Origin of the sequence: Allobosea sp. OK403 (assembly GCF_900113835.1) — a bacterium.
GTDB lineage: Bacteria > Pseudomonadota > Alphaproteobacteria > Rhizobiales > Beijerinckiaceae > Allobosea.
Genome location: NZ_FOQV01000005.1, coordinates 288519 through 304755, shown reverse-complemented (window position 1 = coordinate 304755; position 16237 = coordinate 288519). Strand labels below are relative to the sequence as shown.

The 16237-nt window shown below is 66.3% G+C and carries 13 protein-coding genes; 7 read left to right on the top strand and 6 right to left on the bottom strand.

The features are described from left to right. The first annotated feature begins 12 nt into the window (after positions 1 to 12). The 5 genes from BMZ97_RS19400 to BMZ97_RS19380 all read left to right on the top strand — a co-directional run bounded on the left by BMZ97_RS19400 (position 13) and on the right by BMZ97_RS19380 (position 4034). Positions 13 to 474, top strand: coding sequence for a MarR family winged helix-turn-helix transcriptional regulator (locus BMZ97_RS19400; protein ID WP_092173240.1), 462 nt, complete (start codon positions 13 to 15; stop codon positions 472 to 474). Beyond that, positions 471 to 2117, top strand: coding sequence for an MFS transporter (locus BMZ97_RS19395; protein WP_092173237.1), 1647 nt, complete (start codon positions 471 to 473; stop codon positions 2115 to 2117). The genes BMZ97_RS19400 and BMZ97_RS19395 overlap by 4 nt, the downstream gene beginning before the upstream one ends. Positions 2118 to 2242: 125 nt before the next feature. Then, the gene (locus BMZ97_RS19390) at positions 2243 to 3307 is read left to right on the top strand and encodes an HlyD family secretion protein (RefSeq protein WP_092173234.1); all 1065 of its coding nucleotides are present in this window, start codon (positions 2243 to 2245) and stop codon (positions 3305 to 3307) included. Positions 3308 to 3444: 137 nt separating this feature from the next. Then, positions 3445 to 3651 (top strand): hypothetical protein, encoded by a 207-nt coding sequence (locus tag BMZ97_RS19385; RefSeq protein WP_092173231.1) that lies wholly within the window; start codon positions 3445 to 3447, stop codon positions 3649 to 3651. Between the two features lie 80 nt (positions 3652 to 3731). Then, the gene (locus BMZ97_RS19380) at positions 3732 to 4034 is read left to right on the top strand and encodes a plasmid stabilization protein (protein ID WP_092173227.1); all 303 of its coding nucleotides are present in this window, start codon (positions 3732 to 3734) and stop codon (positions 4032 to 4034) included. 87 nt (positions 4035 to 4121) lie between these two features. Here the strand turns inward: BMZ97_RS19380 and BMZ97_RS19375 are convergent, their stop codons facing one another. Together BMZ97_RS19375 and BMZ97_RS19370 are read right to left on the bottom strand one after the other, a co-directional pair. Then, entirely contained in the window at positions 4122 to 6407 is a 2286-nt protein-coding gene (locus tag BMZ97_RS19375) for an NADP-dependent malic enzyme (protein ID WP_092173382.1), read from the bottom strand. Between the two features lie 137 nt (positions 6408 to 6544). Continuing rightward, positions 6545 to 8380, bottom strand: coding sequence for a methyl-accepting chemotaxis protein (locus BMZ97_RS19370; RefSeq protein ID WP_092173224.1), 1836 nt, complete (start codon positions 8378 to 8380; stop codon positions 6545 to 6547). A 197-nt stretch (positions 8381 to 8577) separates the two neighbouring features. Between BMZ97_RS19370 and mutS the strand changes: the two genes are divergently transcribed. Further along, complete coding sequence (gene mutS, locus BMZ97_RS19365) at positions 8578 to 11322, top strand: DNA mismatch repair protein MutS (RefSeq protein WP_092173221.1); 2745 nt, start codon at positions 8578 to 8580, stop codon at positions 11320 to 11322. Positions 11323 to 11325: 3 nt separating this feature from the next. Here the strand turns inward: mutS and BMZ97_RS19360 are convergent, their stop codons facing one another. The 3 genes from BMZ97_RS19360 to BMZ97_RS19350 all read right to left on the bottom strand — a co-directional run bounded on the left by BMZ97_RS19360 (position 11326) and on the right by BMZ97_RS19350 (position 14169). Next, positions 11326 to 12183: a C40 family peptidase gene (locus tag BMZ97_RS19360; RefSeq protein ID WP_092173218.1), complete on the bottom strand. Its 858-nt coding sequence runs from the start codon at positions 12181 to 12183 to the stop codon at positions 11326 to 11328. A gap of 148 nt (positions 12184 to 12331) precedes the next feature. Beyond that, the gene (locus BMZ97_RS19355; RefSeq protein WP_092173215.1) at positions 12332 to 12685 is read right to left on the bottom strand and encodes a MarR family transcriptional regulator; all 354 of its coding nucleotides are present in this window, start codon (positions 12683 to 12685) and stop codon (positions 12332 to 12334) included. Positions 12686 to 12783: 98 nt separating this feature from the next. Next, positions 12784 to 14169 carry a leucyl aminopeptidase family protein gene (locus tag BMZ97_RS19350; RefSeq protein ID WP_348272115.1) on the bottom strand — a complete coding sequence of 462 codons (1386 nt, stop codon included), beginning with the start codon at positions 14167 to 14169 and terminating at the stop codon, positions 12784 to 12786. A gap of 126 nt (positions 14170 to 14295) precedes the next feature. Here BMZ97_RS19350 and BMZ97_RS19345 point away from each other — a divergent pair, with 126 nt between their 5' ends. Beyond that, entirely contained in the window at positions 14296 to 15168 is an 873-nt protein-coding gene (locus BMZ97_RS19345; RefSeq protein WP_092173209.1) for a tetratricopeptide repeat protein, read from the top strand. Between the two features lie 89 nt (positions 15169 to 15257). Here the strand turns inward: BMZ97_RS19345 and BMZ97_RS19340 are convergent, their stop codons facing one another. Then, positions 15258 to 16235 (bottom strand): type II secretion system F family protein, encoded by a 978-nt coding sequence (locus BMZ97_RS19340; RefSeq protein WP_092173206.1) that lies wholly within the window; start codon positions 16233 to 16235, stop codon positions 15258 to 15260. Between the last annotated feature and the right edge of the window lie 2 nt (positions 16236 to 16237).

The window sequence follows — 16237 nt, the reverse complement described above, 5'->3', positions numbered from 1 at the left end:
ATGTAATTGTCCATGACAACGAGCCGCCCCGCCTCCGAACTCGCCTTCGTGACCCGTCTCTCGACCGCCAGCCGGAAGATGCAGACCACGTTCGACAGCCTGCTCCGGCAAAAGGGGCTGACGCTGGCCCGTGCGCGGGCGCTGCTTCACATCGCCCGCAATCCCGGCGTGAACCAGAGCGAACTGGCGAAATTCCTCGCCATCGAAAGCCCAACTCTGGTCCGGCTGCTGGACGCCATGGAAAATCAGGGCTTCATTCAGCGTAGCGCCGTCGAAGGGGACCGGCGGGCCAAGCAATTGTCGTTGACCGAGTCCGCGCAAGGCGAACTCCGGCAGGTCGAGGAGCTCTCGCAGATCATCGGCGCCTTCATGCTGCGCGGCGTCGATGAGAAGGATCTGGCGGTGGCCACTCGCGTGCTCGGACGCGTCTTCGAGAACATCGAGGCGGCGATGGACGGGCATGTCGCGTCATGACGAACACAGCCGAAGGCACATCGCCCAGCCCTGCGCCGGCACCTGCCGCCGCAGTTGCAGCCTCGCCGCCCGACCCAACCCTGCAACGGAGCATCGCCTGCATCGGCGCCTCCGTCCTGCTCTGGACGACGCAGGGGCTGGGGATGAATTTCGTCGCCGGCAACACCGCCCAGATCCAGGGATCGCTCGGCGCGACACTGACCGAGACGAACTGGCTGATCGCCGCCTATATGGCGCCCAATGTCAGCCTGACCCTGATCCTGACCAAGATCCGCATCCAGTTCGGCTTGCGCCGCTTCGCGCTGCTGAGCCTGGGCGTCTTCGTCTTCGCCTCGATCCTGCACCTGTTCGTGCATGATCTGCGCGCGGCCGTGGCCATCCGCTTCCTCGCCGGCATCGCGAGCTCGCCGGTATCGACGCTGGGCTTCCTCTACATGCTCGAGGCCTTTCCGGCCTCGAAGAAGATGAGTTGGGGCCTGAGCCTGGCGCTGACCTGCACGGCGGCGACGCCGACGCTGGCGCGGCTGCTCGCGCCGGCGCTGCTCGATCTCGGCCAATGGCACGAACTCTACATGATGGAGATGGGGCTGGCGCTGCTTGCGGCGGCGGTGGTCTATCTCCTGCCATTGACGCCGATCGTGCACACCAAGGTGCTGCGCAAGCTCGATTTCGTCAGCTATCCGCTGATCGCATTGAGCTTCGGCCTGCTTGCCGTCGTGCTCGCGCTCGGGCGCTATTATTGGTGGCTCGAGGCGCCATGGCTCGGCTGGTGCCTGGCGGCCTCGCTGCTGTCGCTGGGCCTCGCGATCGCGATCGAGATGCAGCGCGAGACGCCGCTCTTGAACGTGCGCTGGCTGATGAGCCGCGAGATCCTGCATCTGGCCGCGATCATGCTGCTCTTCCGCCTCGTCCTGTCCGAGCAGACCGCGGGCGCGATCGGCCTGTTCCAGACGGTCGGCCTGCTCAACGAACAAAGCGCCGGGCTTTACGGCGCGATCCTGCTCGCCTCCGTGGCGGGTGGGCTGACTTGCGGCGCCTTGCTGAAGCCGGAGCGCATTCCGGCGCTGCATGGCCTTGCGCTGCTCTGCGTCTGTGTCGGCGCCTATCTCGACAGCCAGGCCACCAACCTGACGCGCCCGGCGAACATGTATTTCAGCCAGGGGTTGATCGCCTTCGGCGGAGCGTTGTTCCTGCCGCCTTCCTTGGCCACCGGGCTGTCGGTGGCGATGAAACGCGGGCCGGAATACATCACCAGCTTCATCGTCACCTTCCTGTTCACGCAAAGCATCGGCGGGCTGATGGGCTCGGCCTTCTTCACCAGCTTCGTCGTGCTGCGCGAACAGTTCCATTCCAGCTATCTGGTCGAGCGATTGACGCTGAGCGACCCGCTGGTCGTCGAGCGCGTCCGCCAGCTCGCAAGCTCCTATGGCAGGGTGCTGACCGACAGCCAATTGCTGAACGCGGAGGGGCTCGCTCTGCTCGCGCAACAGGCGACGCGAGAGGCCAATATCCTTGCCTATAACGACATCTTCCTGCTGATCTGCTGGATTTCCGGCTTCGCGCTCTGCACCCTGACCGTACATCTGCTTTATCTGAACCTCCGGCAGGCGATCGCAGACCGGCGATCCCTTGCCGCCGCCTAGAGCATTGCGCGAAAAAGTGGGTACCGGTTTTTCGCAATGAGCAATGCTCTCAACTCCTGGAATCGATCACGTCGCATTCGGACGGCTTCGCCCGAATGCGACGTGATCTAGAACCGAACCGCGCGATGTTGAAATCACTCCGCTCGCCCGCGACCCTGCTCGCCCTTCTCGTTGCCCTCTGCGGGGCGCTGCTTGTGCTCTATGCCTGGAAGCTGCCGCCCTTCCGCAACGCGGTGGAAACCACCGAGAACGCCTATGTGAAGGGTCAGGTCACGATCCTCAGCCCGCAGCTCGCCGGCTATGTGAAGACGGTGGCCGTGCAGGACTACCAGCTCGTCAAGGCCGGCGACCTGATCGTTCAGATCGACGACCGGATCTATGACCAGAAGGTCAAGCAGGCGCAGGCGCTGCTCGCCGGCCAGAAGGCCAATCTGGCCAATGCCGACCAGAGCGTCCGCTCGGCCCAGGCCAAGATCGGCTCGAGCGAGGCGCAGATCGCCAGCGCACAGGCGGCACTACGGACGGCAGAGGCCACGAGCGAGCGCATCAACCCGCTGCTGGAGAAAGGCATCGCGACCCAGGCCACCGCCGACCAGGCGACCCAGGCGCTCGACCAGGCTCGCGCCGGCCTGCGGCAGGCAGAGGCCGCGCTCGAAGTCTCGCGGCAGGATCTGCAGTCGATCGTCGTCAACCGGCAGTCATTGGAAGCGGGCGTGCAGAACGCCGAGGCCACAGTCCAGCTCGCCGAGATCGACCTGCAGAACACCCGCATCCTGGCGCCCCAGGATGGTCGGCTCGGCGAGATCGGCGTGCGTCTCGGGCAGTATGTCTCGGCTGGAACTCAGCTCACCTCGCTCGTGCCAGTGCGCAAATGGGTGATCGCGAACTTCAAGGAGACCCAGCTCTACGGCATGAAGCTCGGCCAGCCGGTGAGCTTCACCGTCGACGCCCTGCGCCACCAGACGCTGACAGGGCATATCCAGGAATTCTCGCCCGCGACCGGCTCCGAGTTCAGCGTGCTGAAGGCCGACAATGCGACCGGCAACTTCACCAAGATCGCCCAGCGCCTGCCGGTCCGCATCGCGATCGACGACAATCAACCCCTGGTCGCGCAGCTCGCGCCGGGCATGTCCGTCGTCGTCAGCATCGATACGGCGGCAGCCGCGGAGGGCGTGCCGGCCCTGCGCTGACGAGAGTTCGGTCCTGCGGTTCGAGCCCTTTTGTCGCGCTCGCGACCGGGCCGGCACAATTGCGATTATCGTTAACGGGTTTTTTGACGTTCCCGGGCGATTCTAATGACCCGATTCGCTCCAGCCGTCAGTTGCTCATGGGTCAAGTCCTGCAGTTCCGCCTTCCGCTTGCCGATGCCAGCGAGGCCCTCCCCGACATCGACTTGATCACGGCGGTCGATGTCGCCTTGCGCGACCTCGCCGATATCGCGCCCCATGTCGCGCTCGCTTCGGCGCGCGCCCAGCTCGCGGCCTGCCGCGAGATGCTCCAGGCCTGCTTCGACGCCGCCGTCGAGCCCCGCTGAGGACGCGTACTCGACCTCACGGGGAACCGCACTGCCCGCCTGACGTTTCCTCGCGAAGCGAAGAGCGAGGAGGGCATGCCATGCCACGCGGCGACAAATCCGCCTATACCGACAAGCAGAAGCGTAAAGCCGAGCATATCGAGGAGAGCTACGAGGAGCGCGGCGTCCCGCATGACGAGGCGCAGGCGCGCGCCTGGGCAACCGTCAACAAGGAGAGTGGCGGCGGCAACAAATCCGGCTCCGGCCGGGGCGTACCCGACATCAAGGTCTCGGCAAAACGAGGCGGGAAGATCGGCGGACAAGCCTCCGCCTCCCGGCCCGCAGCGGAACGCTCCGCTGCCGCGAAGAAAGCCGCCGAGACGCACAGGAAGCACGCTTCCTGAGCCCTAAGCCCGCGCTGCATGGAGCAGCGGCAGTGAAGCAATCCAGGCCAGGACTGCTGCACTTGCTATGACGGTCGCGGCGCCGGCTCAGCCGCCGATATTGAAGGCGGCGAGCGCCGCCATGTTGACGATGTCGCTATCCTTGGCGCCCAGCGGCACGATCTGCACGGGCTTGTCGAGGCCGACGATCAGCGGGCCGATCACGGTCGAGCCGCCGAGTTCCTGCAGCATCTTGGTCGAGATCGAGGCCGAGTGGAACGCCGGCATGACCAGCACATTGGCTGGACCGCTCAGGCGGCAGAACGGATACTGGCTCATCAGCTCGCGATTCAGCGCGACATCGGCGGCCATCTCGCCATCATACTCGAAATCGACGCGCTGGCCGTCGAGCAGCTTGACCGCCTCGCGAACCTTCTCCGAGCGCTCGCCGGCCGGATGGCCGAAGGTCGAGAAGGCGAGCATGGCGACCTTGGGCTCGTAGCCAAGGCGACGAGCGACGCCGGCGGCCTCGATCGCGATCTCGGCAAGCTGCTGCGCCGTCGGCATCTCGGTGATCGCGGTGTCGGCGACAAGCACGGTGCGCTCGCGCGAGAGCACGATCGAGACGCCGATCAGCCTGTGGCCGGGCCGATCGTCAATGACGCGGCGAACCTCCTCCAGCGCGATCGAGTAGTTGCGGGTCACGCCTGTGACCAGCGCATCGGCATCACCAAGCGCCACCATCGCGGCGGCGAAGTGGTTGCGATCCTGATTGATCAGGCGCAGGCAGTCGCGGAAGAGATAGCCCTGCCGCTGCAGCCGCTCATAGAGATATTGCGCATAGGCGCTGTTGCGGCGCGAGAGGCGGGCGTTCTGGACCGAGATGCCCTTGGCCTCGAGGTCGATGCCGAGGAGGGTCGCGGTCTCGTAGACGCGCTCCTCGCGCCCGACCAGGATGGCGTGGCCGAGCCCCTGGTTGACGAAGGACACTGCCGCGCGGATGACCTGTTCCTCCTCGCCCTCGGCGAAGACGACGCGCTTGGGATAGCGCCGGACGCGCTCGAAAATGCGGTTCAGCGTGCCGGCCACGGGATCGCGCCGCGCCGAAAGCTGCGCCTTATAGGCGGGGATATCGACGATCGGCTTGCCGGCGACGCCTGTCTCCATCGCAGCCTTGGCGACGGCGACGGGCACGACATGGATCAACCGCGGGTCGAACGGCACCGGGATGATGTATTCCTTGCCGTAGCGCGGCCGCGAACCCTGATAGGCGGCAGCGACCTCGTCGGGCACATCCTCGCGGGCGAGCGAGGCCAGCGCCTCAGCCGCAGCGATCTTCATCTCCATATTGATCGTCGTGGCGCGGACATCGAGCGCCCCGCGGAAGATGAAGGGGAAGCCGAGGACGTTGTTGACCTGGTTGGGATAGTCCGAGCGGCCCGTCGCCATGATCACGTCGTCGCGGATGGCGTGGACCTCCTCGGGCGTGATCTCCGGATCAGGGTTTGCCATGGCGAAGATGATCGGGTTGGGCGCCATCGAAGCCACCATCTCCGGCGTCACGGCGCCCTTCTGGCTGAGGCCGAGGAAGGCATCGGCGCCCTCCATCGCCTGGGCCAGGGTGCGCCGGTCGGTAATCGCCGCATGGGCCGATTTCCACTGGTTCATGCCCTCGGTGCGGCCCTGGTAGATCACGCCCTTGGTGTCGCAGAGGATGACGTTGTCGGGCTTGAAGCCCATCGCCTTGAGCAGTTCCGTGCAGGCGATCGAGGCTGCGCCGGCGCCGTTGATGACGAGGCGCGTCGATTTGACGTCGCGGCCCGTCAGGTCGAGCGCATTGATCAGGCCCGCGGCAGCGATGATCGCCGTGCCGTGCTGATCGTCATGGAAGACCGGGATATCCATCAATTCGCGCAGGCGCTGCTCGATGATGAAGCATTCCGGGGCCTTGATATCCTCCAGATTGATGCCGCCGAAGGACGGGCCGAGATAGCGCACCGCGTTGATGAAGGCGTCGGCGTCCTCGGTGTCGACCTCCAGATCGATCGAATCGACGTCGGCGAAGCGTTTGAACAGGACCGCCTTGCCTTCCATCACCGGCTTCGAGGCGAGCGCGCCGAGATTGCCGAGGCCGAGGATCGCGGTGCCGTTGGAGATCACGGCGACGAGATTGGCCCGCGCGGTATAGTCATAGGCCTTGGAGGGGTCTTCCGCGATTGCCAGCACCGGCACAGCGACGCCGGGCGAATAGGCCAGTGAGAGATCGCGCTGCGTCGCCATCGGCACGGTCGGGACGATCTCGAGCTTGCCCGGCCGCCCTTCCGAATGGAACAGCAGCGCCTCCTGATCAGTGAAGGTCGGACGGGCGCGTTTGATCGGCGGCTGGTCGTTCATGAACGTGTTCTTTTTTGTGAGCGTTTCCTGAAGGACGCGGACCATAGGCAAGCCTCCGCCCGCCCACAAGATACGCGCAACGATCGACGCTCATGCCGGCAAGGCGAAAATCTCGCGCGGCGGGGCGCTCAGTGCCGTCAGAGCCGGCCGCGCACGCTCTGCACGAAATCGCCGACATAGCGGTCGAGCGCCACGGTCTGCTCGTCGACCTTGCGGGCCGCCGCGACCACGCGCACCGCTGCGTCACCGGTAATACGCGCCTCATCGCCGACCGTGCCGACGCTGGCGGTGACGACGCTGGTGCTGCCGGCGACGGCCTGCGCATCGGCGGCGATGTTCGAGGCGATGTCGGCCTGCCGGCTGACGACGTTGGCAAGGATGCTGGAGGTCTGCTCGATCGAGGTCATCGTACCCTCGATATGTGCGACGGCATCCGACGCTGTGGCGGCTGCGCCGCGAATCTCCTGCAGCGTCTCGGCGATATCGCGTGTCGCCTTCTGGGTCTGCTCGGCCAGGTTCTTGACCTCGCCGGCAACGACCGCAAAGCCGCGCCCGGCCGCGCCTGCGCGTGCCGCCTCAATGGTCGCGTTCAGAGCGAGCAGATTTGTGCGGGCGGCGATGTCCTCGATGAAATCGAGCACCGCGCTGACCTTGTCGGCCGCCTCGGCGAGGCCGGCGACATCGCGGCGCGTCGAGCGCACATAGCTCGCCGCATCGCGCGCGGTCTGGTCGGCATGGGCGGTCTGGCGCGTCAGCTCGCGGATCGAGGCCTCGATCTCCTCGGCAGCGACGGCAACGCTGCCGACGCGCTGCGACGCGCCCTCGGCCTGCTGCGTGACGTCGGCCGCGCGCTGCGCCGTCTTGTTGGCGCTGCTCGCCATTTCGCTGGCGGCTTCGTGCATGCTGCGCACCGACTGCCCCATGCCCTGAAGAGCCTTGCCGACGGTGACCTCCAGCTGGACGGCGAGATCCTCGAGCGCCGCCTTGCGGCTGCTTTCGATGTCCTGACGGCGGCGCTCCAGCGTGCGCTCTGCGGTAACGTCGGTCAGGATGCCGTCCCAGCAGATCGAACCGTCTGCCAGGCGGCGGGCGGCCGCATCGGTACGCAGCCAGACGATCGAGCCGTCATCCTTCTGATGGCGAGCCTCGAAGCGCCACGGTGCGAGAGCATGTTCAGCGACGCTCCTGGCATTCTCCCTGGTCAGCACCTCGCGGTCCTCGGGCGCCATCCAGCGCAGCCAACTCGTCGGCTCGCGCTCAACCTGCTCGCGCGTGACGTCGAGCAGCTTTTCGATGCCGGTGCTGGCGAATTTGTAGCTGACCACGCCGTCGGGCTTGATGATCTTCTGGTAGAGCACGCCCGGCGTGTTCGCGGTGAAAGCCTCGAGCTGGCGCAGGGTCTCGACGCGCTGCTGGTCACTGGTCATGACATAGCCGACGAGGCAGGCGGCGAGCATGTTGATCGCCGTCGGCCCCAGGCCGGAGAAGAACGGGATCAGTCCCCAGGCTTCCGGAAACGGCACGAAGATCGAAATGATCAGCACCGGCATCCAGGCTGCGACGAGACCGATGAAGATCAGATCCGGCATCGTCGCGCCCCGACCCGCACGCCGCAGCCGCCATGCCAAAAAACCGCCGATGGCGCCGCAAAGCAGGATGCCGGCAACGCCGGGCACCGCCCCCTCGCCCCCCAGATAGAGGCGCACGCCGCTGATCACGACAGTCGAGATCACGGCCGAGATCGGTCCACCCAGCGGACCGGACAGGCCGGCTACGACGTTTCGGAAATCGAGCAGAACGCCGGGCTTGATCACGGTCGGGTCGAGCATGCTGGCGCAGCCGGCGGCGGCAAAGACGATCCCGACGATGATTTGGCGAAGCAGATGACGTTCACCGAGCCGCTGCGTCACCAGCGGCACGAAGACCGCCGCGATCAGGAGGTAGCTGAGGCCTCTGAACAGTTCGAACAGCATGGCGGTACGCACAACCAGGACGGGCGGGGGGAAGCTTCCGTCCCGTTACTTACGTCGGGCGCCATTGATAAATCATAAACCGTAGAGCGCCTTGGTCGCGATCGCCGAAAGCTCCACATCAAATTCCCCTTTACCGGGGATGGCGCGCATCCGTGAGGTTCCCAAGCCGAGACCGAATCGCTAGCGTTCGCCGCGCCATGCGTCATGCCCCCGCCCCCCTTTCCGAGCGAAACGACCCCAACCCCGTCACTCCGGCGGCGCCGAAGGACGAGGCCGCACGCGTCACGCCGATGATGGCGCAATATGTCGAGATCAAAGCGGCCAATCCCGACTGCCTGCTGTTCTACCGGATGGGCGATTTCTACGAATTGTTCTTCAGCGACGCCGAGATTGCCTCGCGCACGCTCGGGATCGTGCTGACCAAGCGCGGCAAGCATCAAGGCCACGACATCGCAATGTGCGGCGTCCCGGTAGAGCGTGCCGACGACTACCTCCAGAGACTGATCGCGGCCGGCCATCGCGTCGCCGTCTGCGAGCAGGTCGAGGATCCCGCCGAGGCCAAGAAGCGCGGCCCCAAATCCGTGGTGCGGCGCGACGTGGTGCGGCTCGTTACACCCGGCACCATCACCGAGGAGCGCCTGCTCGAACCCGGCCGCGCGAGCCTGCTGGTCGCGGTCGCACGCCGCAAGCTCAGCGACGACGGCGCGCTCTATGGGCTGGCGGCCATCGACATCTCGACCGGGGGCTTCAGCGTGATGGAGACGCCGCAGGAGCGGCTCGCAATCGAGTTCGCACGCCTCGAACCACGCGAGATCGTCTGCCCCGACGCGATCTATGACGACCCCGCGATGAAGGCGTTCTGGCGCGAGGTCAATGTGCCGGTGACGCCGCTGGCGCGCGAGGGGCTGGACGCGGCCTCGGCCGAGCGCAGGCTCAAGGAGTTCTTCGGCGTCGCCACGCTGGACGCCTTCGGCGCCTTCACGCGCGCCGAGATCGCGGCGGCGGGCGCCGCGCTCGCCTATGTCGAGCGCACGCAGTTCGGCGCGCGGCCGCCCTTGTCGCCGCCGGTGCGCGATGCCGGCGCCGGCACCATGCTGATCGACGCCGCGACGCGGACCAATCTCGAATTGACGCGCACCCTGTCGGGCGAGCGGACGGGAAGCCTGCTCGCCACCATCGACCGGACGGCGACACCGGGCGGCGCGCGCCTGCTCGCCGAGCGGCTAGCTGGACCGCTGACGGATACGGCCGCCATCGCCAATCGGCACGACGCCATCGCAGCACTCGTCGCCGACAGCGCCCTGCGCGAGGATCTTCAGCGCGCCCTCGCCCGCGTTCCCGACGTGGCGCGCGCGCTCGCCCGCCTCTCGCTCGACCGCGGCGGTCCGCGCGACCTCGCAGCGCTCGGGGCAGGCCTCACCGCCGCGCGCGAGATCGCAGCCCTGCTCGCCCGCCAGGCGACGCTGCCGCAGGATCTCGCCAATGCCGCCAGCGCGCTTGCGGCGACCGATCCGGCTCTCCCGACCCGGTTGACCGACACGCTGGCGGAGGAGCTCCCGCTCAACCGCCGCGACGGCCGCTTCGTCCGCGAGAGCTTCGACGCCGCCCTCGACGAATTGCGGCTGCTGCAGGTCGATTCCCGCAAGGTCATCGCGCAACTCCAAGCGCGCTACAGCGCCGAGACTGGCTGCCGGACGCTGCGGATCAAGCATAATTCCATGCTCGGCTACTTCGTCGAGGTGCCCCAGGCCGTCGGCGAAGATTTTCTGAGGGAGCCCTGGCGGGCGACCTTCGTGCACCGGCAGACGATGTCGGATGCGATGCGCTTCTCCTCGATCGAGCTTGGCGAACTCGAGGCCAAGATCGCTTCGGCCGCCGATCGCGCCTTGAAGCTTGAGCTCGGCATCTTCGCGGCCTTGTGCGAGGCGGTGCTGGCTCAGGCCGAGCCGATCAAGGCCGCAGCCGCCGCGCTCGCCGAGATCGACGTCTTCGCCGGGCTTGCGGAACTCGCCAGCCGTGAAGGCTGGAGCCGTCCGATCATCGACGACAGCGCCGCCTTCACCATCACAGGCGGACGCCATCCGGTCGTGGAAGCCGCGCTCAAGCGCGACGGCAAGCCCTTCGTCGCCAATGACAGCGAACTCTCGCCGCCTGGCGAGAGCAGCGGCGGTGGGCGCATCTGCCTGATCACGGGCCCGAACATGGCGGGTAAATCGACCTTCCTGCGCCAGAATGCGCTGATCGCGGTGCTGGCGCAGATGGGTTCATTCGTGCCTGCGGCCAGCGCCCATCTCGGCATCGTCGATCGGCTGTTCTCGCGCGTGGGTGCGGCCGACGATCTTGCGCGCGGACGCTCGACCTTCATGGTCGAGATGGTCGAAACCGCTGCGATCCTGAACCAGGCCGGGCCGCGCGCGCTCGTCATCCTCGACGAGATCGGGCGCGGTACCGCGACCTTCGACGGGCTCTCGATCGCCTGGGCAGCGATCGAGCATCTGCACGAGGTCAATCGCTGCCGCTCGCTGTTTGCGACCCATTATCACGAGCTCACCGCGCTCGGAGACCGGCTGGAGCGCGTCTCCAACGCGACCGTTCGCGTCACCGAATGGAATGGGGAGGTGATCTTCCTGCATGAGGTGGTGGCAGGCGCGGCCGACCGCTCCTACGGCATCCAGGTCGCCAAGCTCGCAGGCCTGCCGCTCGCCGTGGTCGAACGGGCACGCGCGATCCTCGGTGAACTGGAGAAGACCGAGCGCGAGAAGCCGGTCGCCTCGCTGGTCGACGACCTGCCTCTCTTCGCCGCGCCGGTCAGGCGGACTGCGCCTGTCGCAGCCGTTGCTGCGGTCGATGCGTTGCGCGAAGCGCTGAACGAGCTCGACCTCGACGAAATGACCCCACGCCAAGCGATGGAGGCACTGTACCGGCTGAAGGGGCTGAGGTGAGCCTCAGCCGAGGCGCCTGATGCTCGTGATCGCGCCGAAGCTCTTGGCCTGGATGCGGTCGCGGGCGGTGCGCAGCGGCTCGCGATAGACCGTCATCGTATAGGCGGTGGCGTGCAGCAGCGTCTCCGGGTCGGTCAGGATGCCGACATGGCCCTTCCAGAAGATGAGATCGCCGCGTTGCAGGCCCTGAAGGCTGTCATCGAAGGCAACGGGTTGGCCGAGCGACGCCTCCAGCATGTCGGAATCGCGCGGCGACCCGACGCCTGCCGCCTCGAGCGAGAGCTGCGTCAGCCCCGAGCAATCGAGCCCAAGGCTGGTCTTGCCGCCCCAGAGATAGGGCACATGCAGGAAGCGCTCGGCGACTGCGACAAAATCGGGTTCAAAGGCGTCGGTGGCGGACAGATGGGCGGCGAAGACATGCCCGCCATCGGCAAGCACGAGGAAGTCGCCGGCCTCTCCCGTGACCGTGACGCTTGCACCGAGCGACAAGGCCTCCAGCGGTGGCAATTTCATCGATGCGCCGGGATAAATGAAGGTCCGAAGCGCCGAGACGCGGTGCGTCGGCACGGGAGCGTCCAATCGCAACGCGTCGTCGGGCACGTAGCCGACATAGCCGTCGGAGGCGAGCTGGACCCAGGCCCAGCCTTCATGGCTCTCATAGACATCGACCAGCTCGCCCGACAACGCCTCGGTATCGAGGGGCGCATCGGGGCGCGGCTCGCGGCGCAGGGGCACAGAGGCCGCAACGACGCGCATCGACACGGGATCGACGAAAGCGCGCGCCTCGACCTGGCCCCGCAAGCGGCTGGCGGCGAGATCGAGGCGGGCAGGCGTGAGGCGGCGGTCGAGAATCAAGCTCATGGCAGCAATCTAGAGCATTTCCGCGTTTCTCCGAATCGCGGGAATGCTCTACCTCCTTGTTTTGTCGCATTTTCTTCACGCGAACCGGTGTCCACTTCGCTCGAAAATGCTCTAGCCGCGACCGGTTAACGCGCGAAGACCGCGGGCTTCAGCCACCGCCGAGCTCCCTCGCCCGCTCCGTCACCAGATCGGCCAGTTTCTCGACCGCGAGAGCGCCTGCCACAGTGCGCTGGATGATGACATTGCGGCGGTCGAACTCATCCCGCCGCCGGCTGACGAGGCCGAGCTTGCCCATGGTGTCGAGTGCACGCGTGATCACCGGCTTGGTGACGCCGAGCTGCGCGGCAAGCCCGCGCACGGTATGGGGCGGTAGTTCGAGATAGATCGTCAGCAGGATCGCGGTCTGGCGGGCCGAAAGATCGGCCTGCCCGTCGCGCACCAGATCGAGATGCACCTGCCGCCACAGTCTGAGCGCCTGCGAGGGCCTGATCTCCAAGGGCATGAATACGCGGATCCCGATCGTTACGGACCCGTATCATTATGCGCCTTCAGCCCGGGCGCAATCGCTGTCGCGCAAGAAGCTTAATCGACGCAAATGGCTTAACCGACAGGGTGAAGCTGCTTCAGCAGCGCATAGGTCAGGCGGGCGGCCTGGCACTCGCCCCCCTCCGGTCGACCGGGCTTGGCCGAGGGCGTCCAGCCATAGATGTCGAAATGGGCGTAGGACGCACTCTTCTCGACGAAGCGGTTCAAGAACAGGGCCGCCGTGACCGAGCCGGCGAAGCTGCCACCCGAGACATGATTGACGTCGGCGATCTTGGAATCGAGCAACCCGTCATAGGGCGGCCAGAGCGGCAGCCGCCAGACCGGATCATTCACCGCATTGCCGAGGCGGGCGATCTCGGCGGCCAACCCCTCGTCATGCGTATAGAAGGGCGGCAATTCCGGCCCGAGCGCGACGCGGGCCGCGCCCGTCAGCGTGGCGTAGTCGACCAGCAGCTCCGGCGCCTCCTCGTCTGCGAGCGCCAGCGCATCGGCCAGGATGAGCCGACCTTCCGCGTCGGTGTTGCCGATCTCGACCGTGATGCCCTTGCGGCTTTGCAGCACGTCGCCCGGCCGGAAGGCTGAGCCTGAGACGGCATTCTCGACCGCCGGCACGAGCAGGCGCAGGCGAACCGGAAGCTTCGCCAGCATGATCATGCGCGCAGCAGCAATCGCCGCGGCAGCCCCGCCCATATCCTTCTTCATCAGCAGCATGCCCGCCGACGGCTTGAGATCGAGGCCGCCAGTGTCGAAGGCGACACCCTTGCCCACAAGCGTGACCTTGGGATGGCTGGGATCGCCCCAGACCAGATCGACCAGACGCGGCGCACGCGCCGAAGCGCGGCCGACCGCATGGATCATCGGGAAATTCCTGGCCAGCAGATCGTCGCCGATGATGCTGGTGACCGTGGCGCCGCATTCCTCGCCGAGCGCGCGAATCGCCGCCTCGATCTCGGCAGGGCCCATGTCATTGGCCGGCGTATTGACGAGATCCCGCGCGAGCATGGCGGACGTCGCCACGACGCTCAGCTCCTCGCCATCGACTCCGTCGGGCAGAACGAGACGGGCCGTGGCGGAAGCGGGATTGCGGTAGCGGTCGAAGCGGTATCCCTGCAGCAGCCAAGCCAACACAGCCAAGCCGGCATCGCCGATCTCGCCCGACAGCACATAGTCGCCCGCTGGCAAGATCGCCGCGAGCCGGCCGGGCGCGAAAGGATCGCGGCGACGCGACTCGGGCGGCTCGACGCCGAGCAGGACAGCCGCAACCGCTCCCGAAGCATCCGGTACGGCAAGATGCTGGCCCGGCCGGGCGGCGAAGCCCTGAGCCTGCGCAAAGCGCCGGCTTTCCGGCGCCAAGGCTTCGAGCAGCATGGGCAACCCTGCTTTCGAGACAACATGAACCGGAATGGCCGAAGGCGAGGCGGAAACGAGAAGGCTGTGCACGGAGATGGACACCTGATCGGAAGCGAGCTCGGGAACCGGTCGCGAGGCTGTGGTTAAGAATGCATTAGGGTTAACGCTTTATCACCGGCGGGACCAGATTTTCCATTGTTGCGAGGCGATCCCGCCATGTCCGCCAGCTTTCCAGCGCCCCTGCTGGCCTCTCGCAGGCTTGTCCGCACCAGCCTTCTGGCTGCCGTCTGCCTCGCCGCACTTGCCGCGGCCGGCTGCCAAAGCCGCGGTGGCCTGGGCGATATCACAGGCTCGATCGGCCGCAGCGACACCCAGCCGCGCAGCCCGGCCGATTGGCAGGCGGAGAGCCAGCGTTGGGGCAAGCGCTACGACGCCAACCCCAAGGAGCGCGACGCCGCCTTCTACTATGCCCGTGCCTTGCGTGCGCTCGACCAGAATGCCCAGGCGCTGGCCGTGCTGCAGAGCGCGGTCCTGACCCATACCAATGATCTCGAAATGCTGGGGGCCTATGGCCGTTCTCTCGCCGATAATGGCCGGTTGAAAGAGGCCGACGAAGTGCTCTCCCGCGCGCATTCGCCGGAACGGCCGGATTGGCGCATTCTCTCGGCGCAGGGCACGGTCGCTGACCAGCTCGGCGAGCCCGAACGCGCGCAGCAACTTTACCAGGCGGCGCTCAAGCTCGCGCCAGGCGAACCGACCGTGATGTCCAATCTCGGCCTCTCCTTGGCGCTCTCGAAGCATTTGCCCGAAGCCGAACGGGTCTTGCGCGAGGCGGCCACCTCCAATCGCAGCGATGCGCGCGTGCGGCAAAACCTCGTCCTCGTGCTCGGCCTGCAGGGCCGCTTCGGCGAAGCCGAGACGCTGGCCCGGCAGGACCAGAGCCCCACGGAAGCCGCGGCCACGATCGCTTATCTCAAGCGCAGCGTCAGTCAGACGAATAGCTGGGACGTTCTGAGGGCCGGCGGCAGCAAGGGCAAGACAACCGCCCGCAAGCCGGAAGCACCGATGGGCGAAGCGCCCAAGGTCTGATTGCCGAGCTCCGGGAAATACGACCTAGGCTGGAGCAATCATGCTTCCGGTCGCGTTCGTAAGGCCTTCGGCTCGCGCCGAAGGCTCTCTCACTGCATTTTGAAGACCTGGATCATTGCCGGGGTCATGATGACGACGAACAGCACGGGCAGGAAGAACAGGATCATCGGCACGGTCAATTTGGGCGGCAGCGAAGCCGCCTTCTTCTCCGCCGCCATCATGCGCTGGTCACGACTCTCTTGGGAAAGCGTGCGCAGAGCCGTTCCAAGCGGCGTGCCGTAGCGCTCGGCCTGGATCAGAGCGGTTGAGACCGATTTGACGCTTTCAAGCCCGGTGCGTTGGGCCAGATTCTCATAGGCCTGCCGCCGCTCCGCCAGATAGGCCAGCTCGGCCGTGCACAGCGCGAACTCTTCAGCGAGCGGTACAGACTGCGCGCCGATCTCGCTGGCGACCTTGCGACAGGCGTGCTCCATCGACATGCCGGACTCGACACAGATCAACAGCAGGTCGAGAGCATCGGGAAAAGCGATCCTCATGGAAGCCTGGCGCTTGCCGATCTGGTTGGACAGGAAGATTTCCGGTGCCTTGATGCCGAGATAGGCGCCAGCGATCGCAATTCCGACCTTGACCATGAAGGGCTGGTCGAAATCGCCCAGGACGAAGACGTAGAACAAGGCGAACAGGAAGAGCCCGATCGGCGCCACCAGGCGAAAGAACAGGAAGCCGATTTCAGCCTGGGGGCCGCGATAGCCGGCCATCTGGAGCTGCAGCTTCGCCGTCTCTGTGCCCAACCAATCGCCGAGCTTAAATTGGTCGACGACCCGGCGCATATACTGTTTCGGCTCCTGGCGGAGCGTGACCTTGTCCTTCTGCCGGTTGAGCCTGTCGCGTTCGCGAGCGCGGATCTTCTCGCGTTCGCTGGCGACGCCCTTCATGCGCTTTTGCAGGCTGTTGCCTTCTGTCAGCGGGATCGCCAGCGTCAACACCGTCGCGGCGGCAGCGACTGCGACGAGCATGGACAACAGAAATTGTCCGTCGGCGAGCTTGTCTGCGATGAGAGCAATCATCC